This is a genomic window from Promicromonospora sp. NPDC050880 (assembly GCF_044456525.1).
Taxonomy (GTDB): Bacteria; Actinomycetota; Actinomycetes; order Actinomycetales; family Cellulomonadaceae; genus Promicromonospora.
Map to the genome: position 1 here is coordinate 85,763 of NZ_JBITFV010000003.1, position 14,555 is coordinate 100,317.

Sequence of the window (14,555 nt, forward strand, 5' to 3'; positions counted from 1 at the left end):
CGATCGGCGCACTGCTCGATCACGAGTGATGAACAATGCCGCCGGGCGACGCCGTGGAGAAACTCTCGCACAAGTCGCGTCGGATGTGAAGTTGCAGAGCAATCACAGTTGTGGAATCTATTTTCACGATGCGGCGGTGGGGCCGGCCCAGGTCAGGAGGCGAGGGGACCCTGGAGCAGGTCGTCGTAGTCCGGTGCGTGCTGACGCATGTAGGCCCGGATGTACGGGCACAGCGGCACGACCTTGCGGCCGGCCTCACGCGCGGCCTCCAGCGCAGACTTCGCGAGCCGACCCGCCAGGCCCCGCCCCTCGTACTCCTCGAACACCTCGGTGTGCAGGAACACGACGGCGCCCGGCTGGTTCTCGTAGACGGCGAAGCCGGCGAGCGTGCCGTCGACCGTCAGCTCGAAGCGGGACTCCTCGGGGTTGTCGGTCACCGTCACCTGCGGTTCGTCGGTCATGGGCACCATCGTGAGGCCTCCGCGCCGCCGGAGGCCACCGCACGCGTCCCACGGACCCGCGGCCGCGCGCACCGAAAAGACGAGGGCCGTGTCAGTGGTCGGTGCGACACTCGACCCGTGCCCGAGACCGTCGCAACACCCCGCACCAACCCGTACCTGGCCGTGCTCCGCACGCCCGGCGCGCTGAAGTTCTCCACGGCGGGCGCGCTCGCCCGCCTGCCGATGTCGATGGTCGGGATCGGCGCCGTGCTCATGGTGCAGGGGCTCTACGACAGCTATGCGATGGCGGGTCGAGTAGCCGCGGTGCTCGGGCTCGCGCAGGCATTCCTCGCCCCGCAGATCGCACGCTGGGTGGACCGGCACGGTCAGCGGCGCGTCCTGCTGCCGGCCCTGCTGGTCTCCGTCGCGGGGCTGGGCGGCCTCGTCACCGCCGCGGTGCTGGGCGCCCCGGAGTGGGTGCTCTGGCCCTTCGCCGCGATCACCGGCGGGAGCCAGGGGTCCTACGGCTCCATGGTCCGGGCCCGCTGGAACGGCGTGCTCGACGACCCGCGCCGCCTGCACACCGCCTATTCGCTGGAGTCGTCCGTCGACGAGCTGGTCTACATCGTCGGACCGGTGCTCGCCACGACGCTCGCGACCGCCGTGGCGGCACCGTCCGCCCTGGTGGTCGCCGGGATCGCGGCGGCCGTGGGCGGGCTGCTGTTCGTCGTGCAGCGCGCCACCGAGCCGGCCGTCGTGACGCCCGGTGCCGAGGTGCGCAGCCGCCCCGTGGTCCTCGTCCCGGGCATGCCGGTGCTGGTCCTCGTCTTCGTGGCCATGGGCGTCATCTTCGGCTCCATGGAGGTCGTCACCGTCGCGTTCGCCGAGGAGCTGGGGAGCAAGGGCGCCTCCGGCGTCGTGCTCGCGGTGTTCGCGCTCGGGTCGATGGTCGCCGGCCTCGTCTACGGGGCCCGGCACTTCACCAGCCCGGCCGTCCGCCGGTTCGTCATCGGGATGGTGGCGCTCGGACCAGGCGTGTCCCTCTTCCTGCTGGCGAACTCCCTGTGGACGCTGGCCGCCGTGATGTTCGTGGCCGGGCTCGCCATCGCCCCCACGGTCATCACGGGCAACGGGCTCGTGCAGGACATGGTGGGCAGACATCAGCTGACCGAGGCGCTCACCTGGGTGGGTACCTCGATCGGCATCGGCGCCTCGCTCGGCGCGTCGTTCGCCGGGCTGCGGGTGGACGCCGCCGGGGCCGACGCAGGGTTCCTCGTCCCCGTCGGCGCCGCGTGGTTCGCCGCGCTGCTGACGCTGGCCGCGAGCGGCACCCTGCGGCGCCAGTCGGCTGCACGGGAGTAGTTCGCACGCGAGGACGGCGCCTCCGCCGTCACCACGAACGTGGCGTCGGTGCTCGGCGAGGGGCAGGGCGTCATCAGGCAGCTCACGGGCGTGGACATCAACCAGCTCGTCACCAGCCTGGCCGCGAAGGCCGACGGGAACTCGTCGTCGGCCAACTGACCGGGTCCCGACGTGCCGGACGCCCGGGTCGCACCGCGGCGTCCGGCACCTCGGGTCAGGGTTCCGGGTGGCGGGCGTCGTACCGCCAGAAGCGTGGCGTCAGCCGGACGATCAGCCAGAGCAGCACGACGCACGTCAGGCCGCCGACGACGGCCGCCCAGCCCTCGCCGAACCACGTGGCCTCCGCGCCGAGCACCATCTCGCCCAGTCGCGGGCCACCGGCCACGACCACGATGAACACGCCCTGGAGCCGGCCGCGCATGTGGTCGGGCGTGGCGGTCTGCAGGATGCTCTGCCGGAAGACCGACGAGATGCTGTCCGACCCACCCGCGAACGCGAGCGCGATCCCGGCCGCGACCACCGCCCAGACGATCGCCCCGTCCGGCGAGTCCCTGCCCACCAGCACGAGCACCAGCCCGAAGGCCGCGATCGACAGTCCCCACGCGGTGATGGCCCAGACGATCACCTGCCCCTGCTTGCGCATGCGGGTCAGCCCGCCGGAGAAGACGCTCGCGAGCACGCCGCCGACGGCGAAGGCCGCGGCGAGCACACCGGTGGTCGACTCGCCGCCGCCCAGGTAGATCACGCCCGCCGCGGGCCACAGCACGCGCGGGAAGGCGAGCACCATCGCGCAGATGTCGACGAGGAACGTGGCGCGCACGTTCGGCTGGGTCGCGAGATACCGCAGGCCGTCGAGGACGGAGCGCAGCCCGACGGCGCCCACCCGGGCACGTCCGGGTCCGCCGCCCGCCGCCCCCTCGGGGAGCACCGGCGGAAGCCGGAACACGGCCCACAGGGCCGCGAGGAACAGCACCATGTCCAGCGTGTACGCCCAGGCATACCCGAGCCGGGCCACCAGGAGGGCACCGATCAGCGGGCCGCCGGTCAGCGCGACGTTCATCGAGAGGGTGGCCAGTGCGTTGGCCGCCGGCATGAGCTCCTTGGGGAGCAGCCGCGGGATGATCGCCGACCGGGCCGGGTTGTTGATCGCGAAGGCCGCGCTCTGCACCGCGACCAGCGCGTAGAGCAGCGGGACCGACTCCAGGCGCAGCCAGGCCTGCGCCGCGATGCCGGCCACGACGACCCACAGCACGAGCGAGGACACGAGCGACACCTTGCGGCGGTCGTAGTGGTCCACGAGCGCCCCGCCGTACAGGCCGAGGGCCACGAGCGGGACCAGCGAGAAGAGGCCCAGCACGCCGACGGCGAGCGTGGAACCGGTCAGCGCGTAGATCTGCAGGCCCACCGCGACGATGGTCACCTGCGTGCCGATGTTCGAGATCGACAGGCCCACCCAGAGCCGCCGGTAGTCCGCCGACACCTTCAGGGGCGTGGTGTCGGCGAGCAGGTGGCGCATAGTGCTCCGATCGTAGGCCCCGGTCGCGGGAGTGTCCGGGGGCCGTCCGTGTGACGTGCGCCTCCCACGACGCCCGCGAGCGGGTGGACAGCACGCGGACAGCGGAGCGGGAGCCCAGGTCACCCCCCGATGGCCTGAGCTCCCGCTCCGTTCAGTTCCGGTCCGCGGACCGGGGCGCCCCCCAGCGGCGCCCCGACCCTACGAACCTGCCGACCCGGGCCTGGGTCGGTCCTCGGTCGTGAGTCACCGTGGTGCCTCATGACCGGGGGCCGGGCCCGGATCGTTGTCGTCCGTCATGGTGTGGTCAGTGACCACACCTCAACGGCGACGTGTGCGGAGCACCGCGATCCCCAGCCCCAGCAGGAGCGAGATCAGCGAGAGCTGCCCCGTAAACATGTGGCCCGTCCGAACGGTCGTGTCACCGGGCACACGCACCGGCTCCGCCTCGTTCTCGGGCTCCGGCTCGGCCTCGGGCACCGGTTCGACCGTCGTGCCCAGGAACCCGCCGGTCAGACCGCCCGGCAGGATGTTCGTGTCGTACGACCGGGAGTCACGGGCCGGCCGCCCGTCGCCCCAGCGCAGGTCGACGCTGCCCTCGGGCAGCTCACGAGCTGCGACGGGCACGGCCACCGGGGTCACGGCGGGCATCGTGCTGTCACCGGCCACCGGTGCGCTCGGGCTGGTCATGCCGTGCCCGGGCTCCACGGGACGCACCGTCGTGAGCTCCACCTCGCCGGGGTTCCCGGCGGCCGGGTCGACGCCGTGCGTCCCCGGGCGGCTGTCGGGACGGTCGGTGTCCGGACGGTCGCTGCCGGGACGGTCCGTGCTGCTGCCAGGGGATCCCGGCGCGTGGTCACCCTCGCCGTCCCCGGGCCGTCCGGTTCCCGGACCGTGGCCGTCCGGGTGTTCGGTGCCGGGCTCCTCGGTACCGGGCTCCTCGGTACCGGGCTCCTCGGTACCGGGCTCTTCCGTCCCAGGTTCCTCGATACCCGGGCCGGTTCCCGGCTCCCCGACTCCGGGCCAGCCTGTTCCGGGATCCTCCGTACCGGGCTCCTCCGTACCGGGCTCCTCAGTTCCGGGCTCCTCAGTTCCGGGCTCCTCAGTTCCAGGCTCCTCAGTTCCAGGCTCCTCAGTTCCAGGCTCCTCGCCCGGCTCCTCGGCGCCCGGCGACGGCACGCCCGTCAGCAGATCGTCGACCAGGCCGCCCTCCCCCAGCGCGCCCTCGACGACACCGGCGACATCGCCCTCGACGAGCGACCCGACGACTCCCTCGCGTCCCACGAGGTTCTCCACGAGCCCGCCCACGACTCCGCGCTGCCCGTCTCCCTGCGTCGCACCGCCGGCCGCGTCATCAAGGCTCACGACGGCCGCACCAGCAGCAGCGTCCGCACCAGCAGCATCCGCGCCGCCGGCGTCCGCCTCCGCAGCGGCTACCGTCTCGGGGCGCGCCGGGTCCGGCCGCTCGCCGGCCGCGGCGTACGCGGCGGACGCGCCGACGACGACGAGGCCGCCCGCGACGAGTGCCGTGCACAGGGCGCGTCGGATGAATGTGTCCATGGGGGTCTCTCCTTGCCTGTCCTGGAACCGACGGCAGAGCCGCCGTCGGGTGGTACCGCACGCGTCGGCGCGGTCCAGCCAGGTCAGGCAGGAGAGACAGGGATGTCCGTGTAGCTGCTGGACAGCTTGGCGCGCGACTCGTCCACCGAGACGAGCCAGGCCCGGGCCCGGAAGACCAGGAGGGCCGCGAGCATCGCCAGGGGCTCGCCGCCCAGCGGCTTGAGCTGCGACGCGCCGCCGCTCGCGAGGCCACCGGAGCCGGCGGCGAGCGCTGCGCCCGCTCCGCCGGCCCCGAGCGGCAGGCCCGCACCCGGGCCGCCCGCGGCGGACCCGGTCAGGACGTCGTGCACGCTCACGGTGTCCGTCGCGGCGGTGTCGCCGGCAGCGGTCGCCGCCGTCGGCGCGAGCATCGCGTCCTGGACCCCTGCCGGGGTCCGGACCACGACACCCGCGGCGTCCCCGGAGGCCTGCAGCGACCCCGGGTACGCCGGCTCGGTGGGCTCCACGATCAGCCCGGCAGGAACCACGGTCGCCGGAAGGGTCGGCGCCGCGGGAACGGCCGGAAGCTCCGGCACGAGCACCTCGGGCAGGGGAGCGAGGGGCGCCACGATCGGGTCGAGCGGTTCGACGACCGGCTCGAGAACCTCGCCGACCGGGGCGACGACCTGGACCACGGGCGTGAGCACCGGGGCGAGCGCGTCGGTGATCGGCGCGGTCACGGGATCGAGCGCCCCCAGGACGGGCCCGGTCACGCCGCCCACGACGTCGGTCACCGGGGAGAGCAGCCCGGTCACGGGGGACAGGAGGCCGTCGGTCACGGGTGCCAGCGGCTCGGTCACCGTGCTCAGCACGGGCGTCAGCGGCGAGACGATCTGCCCGACGACGCCCGTCACCGGAGCGAGCTGCTCGCCGAGGGGCTCGGTCACCGGGGTCAGGATCGTGCCGACCTGCTCGGTCACGGGCCGCAGCACCGGGTCGGAGACCTGCTCGACGACGTCGGCGGTGCGGGTGACGGGCTCCTCCACGATCGAGGTGACGACCTCGCCCAGGGGCGCCGTCACCCCGGTGCGCACCGGCTCCGTCGCCGGCGTCAGCACACCCTCGGAGACCGCGGCCACCGCGCCCTCGACGGTCTCCGTGACCGGGTCCGCCGGCTCAGGAGCGGCGGTGCCGGGCGCGTCCGTCTCCGACGGCGCGGGCTTCGTGGTGCCGGACCCCGCGGGCTGCTCGGCGGCGGCGCCCGTCCCGGCCGTGCTCTGCCCCGTCGACGACGGGTCGGTGGCCGGCTCCGGTGCAGGCGGCGTCGCCTGCCCGCCAGCTGCGGCCGGCTCACCCGCCGTGCCCTCGGGCGCGGCGGCTCCGGCGTTCTCGGCGCCCGCAGCCCCGGCGTCACCGGGCTCGACGGTCCCGGCGTCCTCGGGCGCGGTCTCCGGCGCGGGCGTCAGGCCCAGCAGGCCGGTGGTCGACGTGACGAGCCGGGCGGTCGCGTCCAGCGTGTCGCCCAGGACGGAGCCGCGGACACCGGCGGCGGGGTCGGTGGCCTCACGGACCACCGAGTCGGCCGGCCCGCCCTCGGCGGCGGCGGACGGTGCCGCGAGCGTGACGCCGAGCGCGAGGCCCGCGGCACCGAGTGCGACCGTCCCGGCGGCGCGCGCGACGAGGCGACGGAGGTGCTCCCCCGTGCCCGTCAGCGCGTCCCTCGACATCGGTCTCCCGCTCTCCGGCCCGGACGGGCCGCCGGCAGATATGTATACGCATCAAATCTTCGCGGCGTCACGCATATCGGCAACTGCATACCTGCGGTTTGCGGATCGAGAATTTTGTGCTTAGGAACTGCGACATGTCGGGAGAGGCGCGTTATCTCGGGCATCTCACGGGATCGACCCCTATGCGGATCACCCGCAGAACCACTATGGGTGAACTTGTCCGGGTCGAGCAAGAGTCAGGCGACGGTGGCCCCGAAGACCAGCCCGAGCACGTAGGTGACACCCGCCGCGCCGAGACCGATGGCGATCTGGCGCAGGGCACGCGTGAGCGGCGACGTCCCCGAGAGCAGCCCGACGACCGCCCCTGTCGCCAGCAGCGCGATCCCCACGAGGGCCGTGGAGACCACCACCGCAGCGAGTCCCCCCAGACCGAACAGGTACGGCAGCACCGGGATCACCGCGCCCGACGCGAAGAAGCAGAAGGACGAGAACGCCGCGCCCCACGCCGTGCCGTGCGTCTCCAGGTCGTCACCGTCGCCGTCGGCGACGGGCTCGGCGTCGGCCGCCTGCGGGTGCAGCAGCGGGCTCCCGTGGTCGCCGGGTGTGACGGCGAGCCGGGCGAGCACGGCGTCGGCGTGCGCGGTCGCGTCGTCGACGGTCATGCCCCGCGCCCGGTACACGAGCGCGAGCTCGTTCGCGTCGACGTCGAGGTGCGGCAGCGCGGCTGCGGCATCGGGCGACGGCGACGACGCCTCCAGCAGCTCGCGCTGCGAGCGCACCGAGATGAACTCGCCGGCGCCCATCGAGAGCGCACCCGCCAGGAGACCGGCCAGACCCGACAGCAGCACGGTGCTCGTCGCCACCCCGGAGGCACCGATGCCGAGCACGAGAGCGAGGTTGGACACGAGGCCGTCGTTGGCGCCGAACACCGCCGCGCGGAACGTGCCCGACAGCCGGTTGCGACCGCGGGTGGCCAGAGCGCGCACCACCTCCTCGTGGATCTGCTCGTCGGCCGCCATCGTCACGGTGGCGTCGGCGTCGTGCGCGTAGGACGAGCGGGCCTCGGCCCGCTGGGCGAGCGCCAGGACGAACACGCCGCCGAACCGGCGGGCGAGGAAGCCGAGCGCACGCGTGCGCAGGTCGCCCGGCACCGGCGCGCCGACGTCCGGGCCCAGGAGGTCGAGCCAGTGCGACTCGTGCCGCTTCTCCGCCCGCGCGAGGGCGAGCAGGATCTCCCGCTCCTCACCCGTGCGGCGCCCGGCCAGGTCCCGGTAGACGGCAGCCTCGGCCCGCTCGTCGGCGAGCAGACGGCGCCACCGACGGATGTCCGCGCGGGTGCGGGGCCGGGAGGGGTGCTGCTCCTGCGCGCGCTCGGCGGGCGTCGGCATGCTGCCGGACGGGCGGCGGGGCGGTTCGGGCGAGGCGTGGGGCACGTCGTCATCATGCCCAGGAAACGGCGGCCATGGGTTTCGTGGCTCCGGGGTGACGGGTTCGCCGTCCCGAACTCTCGGACGGGGACACCGACATCCGGTACCCGCGCCGCCACGCCCTGGGCGCCCGCACGGGTTGCGGGCGGAAGGATGCACAATGGACGCCGTGATCATCGTCAGCACGCACGGGTCGGCCGCGCCCGGCGGCGCGATCGGATGGGCATGGATCAACCACGCGGGCGGTCAGTTCGACTCGGGCGGCGCGGCCCGGGGCAACGACCAGGTCGCGGCGCTGTCGGCCCTGCTGCGCGCGATCGAGGCGCACCCCGGCGACGAGCCCCTCCTGGTGGAGTCGAGCTCGCAGTACGCCGTCCGGTCGGTGTCCGAGTGGTCCGAGGGATGGAAGCGCAACGGCTGGCGCTCCCCGTCCGGCGACCCGGTCCCCAACGTGGAGCTGGTGCGTGACGTCGACCGGGCCGTCTCGGAGCGCACCGGACCGGTCCGGTTCCACTGGGTGCGAGGCCACGTCGGCAACCCTTACAACGAGCGGGTCGACCAGCTCGCCGGCTTCGCTGCCGAGGAGTGGGCGGCCGGGCGGGGCGGCGTCGGCGAGATGCTCGTGCCGGACGGCGGGATGATCCCCGACGCCGAGCTGCGCGGCGGGAGCGTTCCCGCGGAGCCGGCCGAGGCGCCGGCGGCACCGGCCCCGACCCCGGTCGGCACGACGGGACGCACCTGGGAGTCCCTGACCCTGTTCTGACCTGCCCGGCCTCGTCGAGTGCCGGGCACGCGCCCTCGTGACCCACCAAGGAGGGCAGATACCCGGCACCCAGCGGTCTAGAGCCCTACGAGCACGCGGTCCTGGCTGGAGGTCGTGGTGTCGGGCTCCGTCTCGCGGACGAAGAGCGGGACGGGCTTGGCCGTGCGGGCGCTGAACTCCAGCCGGTCGGCGACGGCGCGGGCGTGCTGTGCCATCTCGTGGGCGATCGTGACGCTCTCGCCGAGGTAGGCGCGGGGGTCGATCAGGCGGCTGATCTCGGCGCGGTCGAAGTAGGCGCTGACCGTCGCGTTGCGCACCAGCAGGTCCAGGAACGGAGCGTCGCCGACGGCGGACTCCTGTGCCACCTCGTACACCACCTCGTGCGCCTTCTGCCGGCCGATGCGCTCCCCCAGCTCCATCATGAGCGACTCCGAGCCGATCAGACCCTCGCTCAGGGCGAGGTTGGCGCGCATGCGCTGCTCGTCGAGCTCCAGCCCGTCGAGGATGACGTCGAGACGGGTCAGGATGTCGCCGGCCAGGACGGTGGCGCGCGCGACGGTCTCCTCCAGGAGATCGGTCATGCCGCCGTTGGCCTCGTGGTCGTGCTGCATGGACTCCAGTGCGGGCGCGGCAAGGGCGCGGAGCTGGGCACTCATGGACAGCAGGTCGAGGGCGAGCTGCGGGTTGCGCTTGTGCGGCATGGTCGAGCTGCCGACGGTGCCCTCGGGGATGGGCTCGAACGCCTCGCCGAACTCCGGCTGCATCATCGAGTAGATGTCCTTGCCGATCTTGCCGGCCGTGCCCGCGACCTGGGCGAGCGTCAGCACGAGCTCGACGATGCCGTCGTTGATCGCCCGCGACGGCACGGGCATGGTGCCCAGCCCGAGGTGGTTCGCGACCCGGCGCTCGACCTCGCGCCCGGCGGGGCCGAACGACGCGAACGTGCCGACCGCACCGCCCATGAGCACCCGGAACAGCCTGTCCTCCAGGCGCTCCAGGCGGTCGGTGTGCGCGGTGAGCTCGTCGATCCAGACGGCCACCTTGAAGCCGAACGTGACCGGCACCGCGTGCTGGCTGTGCGTGCGGCCCGCCATCGGCACGGCCGCGGACGCCTCCGCCTGCTTCGACATGCCACGCAGCACCTTGGCGAGCAGGTCCTTGATGGCGCGGTGCGCGTCCCGCAGCACGAGGACGTCGGCGGTCTGCGTGATGTTCTGCGTGGTGGCGCCCCAGTGCACCCAGCCGCCGTGCTGCCGGCCGACCACCCGGGCGAACTCCTCGATGAGCGGCATCAGGGGGTGGCTGGCGGACGCCGTCTCGGCCGCGACGCGATCGAGGTCGAGCTTGTCGATCTGGGCGTGCTGCGCGATCGCCTCGCCCGCCGGCTCCGGGATCAGGCCGGCCTCCGCCTCGGCCAGAGCGAGCGCGGCCTCGACGTCGAGGCGCGCCTGGAATCGGTTCTCGACGCTGAAGAGGTGCGCGATCCCCGCGTCGGGTACGCGTCCGTCCGTGAAGTGTCGAATCGATTCGTTGATCATCCCTGGATTCCCCGCTCAGTTTTCGCCGCACGTGACTGGTCGTGCTCCGGCACACTGCCGTACCGAATTGTGGAAGATGAAGCCGCATACAGCCTAGCGGAAATGTTTCAGCCATGTAACACGAGTGATGCCTGTCACACCCGAGGAACCCGCGTTGTGGGGTCGTACCAGCCCGTTCACCGGGGCAGGCCGGCGCCTGGGACCGAGGGGGTGAACTTTGGAACCGTCTCGCCTGGCGGACGATCCGAGAACGACAGGACGCCCACGTCCCGGGTCAGCTGCACGGAGCAGGTGACCGGGGACGCAGGCGTCCGGTCTCAGCGAAGCGGGGAAGGGCGTTACGCGGTCAGCCCGCGGACGTCTCCTCGGAAGCATCGCGTTCCTCGCGTTGCGGCGAGAACGCGTCGAGGACGCTCCGGTGCAGGAGCGTGGTCCGGCGCGGGTTGGCGATGGAGTGGTACTGAGCGTCGTCGGCGTCCGTCATGGTCCTCCTCCGGTGCAGCCAGGCGTAGCGCTGCACGTGGTTCACCGCTGATGTGCGGGTCTACCATTTTCGGCGGTACCGCGTCTCGCCGTCGACCGAAGTGGCTGTGACATCGACCTCACCACCGCGTCAGCACGCGGCGGGCCCGGTTCGCCGCCCCGTGCACGCCGGCCCCGGTCAGCCGCCCGGAGCGAGCACGACGTCGAAGCGCGTGCGTGCCCAGGTGCCGTCGACCGCGCGGCCGTCCGGTGTCGGCGTGCCGGCGGGCTGCTCGTCGAAGTCCATGACGAGCGAGTCCTTGACGCCGAACACCGAGTCCGAGGCGAGCAGCTCGTCGCCGCGCACGAAGATGTGGGTCACCAGCGTGCGCAGCCCGGGCGCCGTCACCATGAAGTGCAGGTGCGCGGCGCGCATCGGGGAGCGGCCGGACGCCGCCAGCAGCGCACCCACCGGACCGTCGTGCGGGATCGGGTACGGCGTGGGCGTGACACCCCAGAAGCGGTAGCCGCCGTCGTCGTCCGTGAAGAGGTGGGCGCGGCCCGCGGTGCGGTCGTCACCGTACTGGACGTCGTAGAAGCCGTCCTCGTCCGCCTCCCACACCTCGATGCGCGCGCCGGGCACGGGCTTGCCCGAGGTGTCGGTGACGGTGCCCTCGACCCAGCAGGGCTGGCCGGTGGCGCCGCCGGCGATGTCGCCGCCGTTCTCGATGCGCGGGGCGTCGTCCACGAAGAACGGGCCGAAGACGGTGGCCTCCGTCGCGTTCTCGTAGGCCGCGTTGTTGATGGCGATGGTCTGCATGGAGGCACCCAGCACGTCGGACAGCAGGATGAACTCCTGCCGCTTGTCGTCGGTGATGTGACCGGCGGCGGTGAGGAACGCGATGCCCTGGTTCCACTCGTCCTCGGTGAGCCGCACCTCGCGCAGGAACGCGTGCAGGTGCCGGGTCAGGGACTGCAGGACGGTCGCCAGGCGCTCGTCGTCCGCGCCCGCGAACGACGCCGCGACCCGGTCGACGAGCTCCTGCTCGCGGGCGGCCTGCTCGGCGTCGACGGGCTCGGCCGGGTGCCCGGCGGCCCCTGCGGCGTGCGGCTCAGTCATCGTGCCGTCCCCTGCCGAGGACCGAGCGCAGGGCGTCGCCCAGCGCGCCCGCCGGGTCGTCGGCCAGGGTCTGTGCCCGCCACGCGACGTGCGTGTCGGGCCGGACCAGGACGGCGCCCGACTCCTCGACCCCGCGGATCCGTGCCCAGTCGTAGTAGGTGTCGATCACCTCGCGCCCCGGTCCGATGACCACCGCCGCCAGCGGCACGCCGAGCTCGGCGGCGACCTTCGCCGCGGCGTCGGCCCAGGCCTCGCCCGCGATGCCGGTCACGAGCGTGAACCGCCCGTACGGCACCAGGTCGTGCGTCGAGCGCTTGTGCCCGTCCACGTCGGCCACCCAGACGTGCGGGAACCGCGCGCCGGGCACCGTGGACTGCTGGTAGTAGAGCTCGGGGTCGCGCTCGTCCACAGGCTGGGGAGAACCGTCGGGGACGATCGCGGCCGACTCGTAGAACTGGCCCATCTCCACGCCGTGCGCGTTGAACTCGTAGTGCTTGAGGTCCATGGCCTCCACGAGCGCCGCCCGCTTGGCCGCACCGGCCGGCGTGTTCGCCTTGCGCTCGTCGATCGCCGCCTGCATGGCCTCTGGTGTCTCGGCGTCCAGGACCCCGAGCACCTCCATGAACCGGAACTCGCCGCCCGACTTGTTGGCGCGCAGCACGATCTGCTCCGCGACCGGGGCGCGCTCGGTCGAGTACGTGTCCAGCAGCGACGGCGCGGCGTGGCCGTTCAGCACCGCGGCGATCTTCCACGCCAGGTTGTAGGAGTCCTGGACCGACGTGTTGGAGCCCAGCCCGTTGCTCGGCGGGTGCCGGTGCACGGCGTCGCCCGCGCAGAAGACCCGGCCCTTCTGGAGGTGGGTGGCGTACATCTGGTTGTTGCCCCACAGCGAGTAGCCGGTGATCTCGACGTCGAGGTCCTCCACGCCCACGAGCTGACGCACGATCTCGGTGGCCGCCGCGTCGTCGAGCTGCGGCGGGTCGCCCGCGATGTCGTAGCCCCACACGATGAGCCACTCGTTCCACGGCCGCACCATGCGGACCAGACCCGCGCCGATGCCTCCGACGTCGGAGCCCGGCTGGAGCACCCAGTACAGGACCGACGGGCGGTGGCCCACGAGGTGCGTCAGGTCGGCCTTGAAGGTGATGTTCATGGAGCCGGCGATGTCCATCGCGCCCTCCATGGGAAGGTCGATGTCCGCGGCCACCTGGGAACGGGCGCCGTCGCCGCCGATCAGGTACTTCGAGCGGATCGTGTACTCGGTGCCGGTGAGACGGTCGAGTACGCGGGTGCTGACGCCGTCGTCGTCCTGCATGTGGCCCAGGTACTCCGTGGAGAACCGCGTCTGCGCGCCCCGCTGGGCGGCGTTCTTCACCAGGATCGGCTCGAGATAGGTCTGCGGGATGTCGACGGTGAGCGACGGCGACGCGAGGCGTGCGTCCGCCTCGCGGGCCGGGTGCGTCTCCCAGGTGAGGATGCGGCCGATCTCCTCGCCCGCGATCGTCGTGCAGAACACCGTGTCGCCCACCAGCTCGTGCGGCGTGGCGTCCGCGAGCACCTGGTCCTCGATGCCCAGGTCGCGGAAGATCTCCATGGTGCGCTGGTTGGTGATGTGCGCGCGGGGCGTGTTCGCCGTCCAGCGGTACTTGGTGATCATGATGGTGCCGACCCCGAGGCTGGACAGGAACAGGGCGGCCGAGGCGCCCGCCGGTCCCGAGCCGACCACCAGCACGTCGGTCTCGACGACGACGTCGGCGGTGCCCGGTGTCCCGGTCCCGGTGCTGCGTGCGGCGGTGCTGGGCAGTGCGGTCGCGGTCTGACCGTCGTCGAACTCAGGCATGACCCCAGGATGTCGTGCGACCACCTCACAGAAAAGGGCAAACCAGTAATTTGCCTCAGGTATCCGCAGGTGGGACGGCGTGCAGGGGTGCGCGCGCCCGCCGGACGCTGGATGCTCGTCCCATGCCGCACCAGCCGCCGAACCAGCCACCGAACCAGCCCCAGCCCCTGACTCCCCCGCGCGATCCCCAGCTCGTGCTGCTCCGGCACGGCGAGACGGAGTGGAGCCGGAGCGGGCAGCACACCGGACGCACCGACATCCCGCTCACCGAGGCCGGCGAGGAGCAGGCACGGTCGGCGGGGACCACGCTGGCCCGCTACGAGTTCGCCGCCGTCCGCACCTCGCCGCTGACCCGCGCCCGGCGGACGGCGGAGCTCGCCGGGCACCCGGGCGCCGTCGTCGACGAGGACCTCGCCGAGTGGGACTACGGGCCCGTGGACGGCCGCACCTCCCGCGACGTGTCCGAGGAGCTGGGCCGCGAGTTCCAGATCTTCGAGGACGGCGTGCGCGTGCTGCCGCCCTCGCCCGAGCACGGAGGCGGACGGCCGGGCGAGACGCTGGAGCAGGTCGCCGCCCGGGCCGCCCGGGTGGTCGCCCGCGCGGAGGAGACGCTCGGGGCCGGGGGCGACGTGCTGCTCGTCGCGCACGGCCATCTGCTGCGGGTGCTCGCCACCGTCTGGCTCGGGGTGGACCCGCGGCTGGGCGCCCGGTTCGAGCTCGGCACGGCCGCCGTGTGCCTCCTCGGGTACGGGCACGACCTCCGCACCATCGAGGGATGGAACCTGGCCGCACAGTAGATCCGGTTCGCGCAGTAGGGCAGTATT

The 14,555-nt window shown here is 73.0% G+C and carries 12 protein-coding genes; 3 read left to right on the forward strand and 9 right to left on the reverse strand.

The annotated features are described in order from the left end of the window. Window positions 1-152 precede the first annotated feature (152 nt). A complete protein-coding gene (locus tag ACIBBF_RS07130) occupies window positions 153-461 on the reverse strand; it encodes a GNAT family N-acetyltransferase (RefSeq protein WP_397411943.1) in 309 nt (102 codons plus the stop codon). A gap of 117 nt (window positions 462-578) precedes the next feature. On the opposite strand from ACIBBF_RS07130, the gene ACIBBF_RS07135 reads away from it, so the two are divergent. Beyond that, entirely contained in the window at window positions 579-1,802 is a 1,224-nt protein-coding gene (locus ACIBBF_RS07135; RefSeq protein ID WP_397411945.1) for an MFS transporter, read from the forward strand. 214 nt (window positions 1,803-2,016) lie between these two features. Here ACIBBF_RS07135 and ACIBBF_RS07140 read toward each other — a convergent pair whose 3' ends face one another. From ACIBBF_RS07140 to ACIBBF_RS07155, 4 genes are all read right to left on the reverse strand, one after another. Beyond that, window positions 2,017-3,318 carry an MFS transporter gene (locus ACIBBF_RS07140; RefSeq protein ID WP_397411947.1) on the reverse strand — a complete coding sequence of 434 codons (1,302 nt, stop codon included), beginning with the start codon at window positions 3,316-3,318 and terminating at the stop codon, window positions 2,017-2,019. Between the two features lie 318 nt (window positions 3,319-3,636). Then, window positions 3,637-4,875 (reverse strand): hypothetical protein, encoded by a 1,239-nt coding sequence (locus ACIBBF_RS07145; protein WP_397411949.1) that lies wholly within the window; start codon window positions 4,873-4,875, stop codon window positions 3,637-3,639. 83 nt (window positions 4,876-4,958) lie between these two features. After that, entirely contained in the window at window positions 4,959-6,581 is a 1,623-nt protein-coding gene (locus tag ACIBBF_RS07150; protein WP_397411951.1) for a hypothetical protein, read from the reverse strand. Between the two features lie 236 nt (window positions 6,582-6,817). Next, window positions 6,818-7,969 carry a VIT1/CCC1 family protein gene (locus ACIBBF_RS07155; protein ID WP_397412679.1) on the reverse strand — a complete coding sequence of 384 codons (1,152 nt, stop codon included), beginning with the start codon at window positions 7,967-7,969 and terminating at the stop codon, window positions 6,818-6,820. A 199-nt stretch (window positions 7,970-8,168) separates the two neighbouring features. On the opposite strand from ACIBBF_RS07155, the gene ACIBBF_RS07160 reads away from it, so the two are divergent. After that, window positions 8,169-8,771, forward strand: coding sequence for a ribonuclease H (locus ACIBBF_RS07160; protein ID WP_397411953.1), 603 nt, complete (start codon window positions 8,169-8,171; stop codon window positions 8,769-8,771). A gap of 77 nt (window positions 8,772-8,848) precedes the next feature. On the opposite strand, the gene ACIBBF_RS07165 is transcribed toward ACIBBF_RS07160, so the two are convergent. From ACIBBF_RS07165 to ACIBBF_RS07180, 4 genes are all read right to left on the reverse strand, one after another. After that, window positions 8,849-10,309, reverse strand: coding sequence for an adenylosuccinate lyase family protein (locus ACIBBF_RS07165; RefSeq protein WP_397411955.1), 1,461 nt, complete (start codon window positions 10,307-10,309; stop codon window positions 8,849-8,851). Between the two features lie 346 nt (window positions 10,310-10,655). Then, window positions 10,656-10,793 (reverse strand): hypothetical protein, encoded by a 138-nt coding sequence (locus tag ACIBBF_RS07170; protein ID WP_397411957.1) that lies wholly within the window; start codon window positions 10,791-10,793, stop codon window positions 10,656-10,658. Window positions 10,794-10,970: 177 nt separating this feature from the next. Further along, on the reverse strand, window positions 10,971-11,891 hold the full coding sequence (locus tag ACIBBF_RS07175) for an intradiol ring-cleavage dioxygenase (protein ID WP_397411959.1): 921 nt from the start codon (window positions 11,889-11,891) through the stop codon (window positions 10,971-10,973). Further along, window positions 11,884-13,731: an FAD-dependent oxidoreductase gene (locus ACIBBF_RS07180; RefSeq protein WP_397411961.1), complete on the reverse strand. Its 1,848-nt coding sequence runs from the start codon at window positions 13,729-13,731 to the stop codon at window positions 11,884-11,886. The genes ACIBBF_RS07175 and ACIBBF_RS07180 overlap by 8 nt, the downstream gene beginning before the upstream one ends. A gap of 122 nt (window positions 13,732-13,853) precedes the next feature. Here ACIBBF_RS07180 and ACIBBF_RS07185 point away from each other — a divergent pair, with 122 nt between their 5' ends. Next, window positions 13,854-14,528: a histidine phosphatase family protein gene (locus ACIBBF_RS07185; RefSeq protein ID WP_397411963.1), complete on the forward strand. Its 675-nt coding sequence runs from the start codon at window positions 13,854-13,856 to the stop codon at window positions 14,526-14,528. The last annotated feature ends 27 nt before the right edge of the window (window positions 14,529-14,555 follow it).

Coding starts and splice junctions, on each gene's coding strand:
- ACIBBF_RS07155 (WP_397412679.1), bottom strand. CDS start 7,969: ATGCCGACGCCCGCCGAGCGCGCGCAGGAGCAGCACCCCTCCCGGCCC.
- ACIBBF_RS07165 (WP_397411955.1), bottom strand. CDS start 10,309: ATGATCAACGAATCGATTCGACACTTCACGGACGGACGCGTACCCGAC.
- ACIBBF_RS07145 (WP_397411949.1), bottom strand. CDS start 4,875: ATGGACACATTCATCCGACGCGCCCTGTGCACGGCACTCGTCGCGGGC.
- ACIBBF_RS07185 (WP_397411963.1), top strand. CDS start 13,854: ATGCCGCACCAGCCGCCGAACCAGCCACCGAACCAGCCCCAGCCCCTG.
- ACIBBF_RS07140 (WP_397411947.1), bottom strand. CDS start 3,318: ATGCGCCACCTGCTCGCCGACACCACGCCCCTGAAGGTGTCGGCGGAC.
- ACIBBF_RS07170 (WP_397411957.1), bottom strand. CDS start 10,793: ATGACGGACGCCGACGACGCTCAGTACCACTCCATCGCCAACCCGCGC.
- ACIBBF_RS07180 (WP_397411961.1), bottom strand. CDS start 13,731: ATGCCTGAGTTCGACGACGGTCAGACCGCGACCGCACTGCCCAGCACC.
- ACIBBF_RS07150 (WP_397411951.1), bottom strand. CDS start 6,581: ATGTCGAGGGACGCGCTGACGGGCACGGGGGAGCACCTCCGTCGCCTC.
- ACIBBF_RS07130 (WP_397411943.1), bottom strand. CDS start 461: ATGACCGACGAACCGCAGGTGACGGTGACCGACAACCCCGAGGAGTCC.
- ACIBBF_RS07175 (WP_397411959.1), bottom strand. CDS start 11,891: ATGACTGAGCCGCACGCCGCAGGGGCCGCCGGGCACCCGGCCGAGCCC.
- ACIBBF_RS07160 (WP_397411953.1), top strand. CDS start 8,169: ATGGACGCCGTGATCATCGTCAGCACGCACGGGTCGGCCGCGCCCGGC.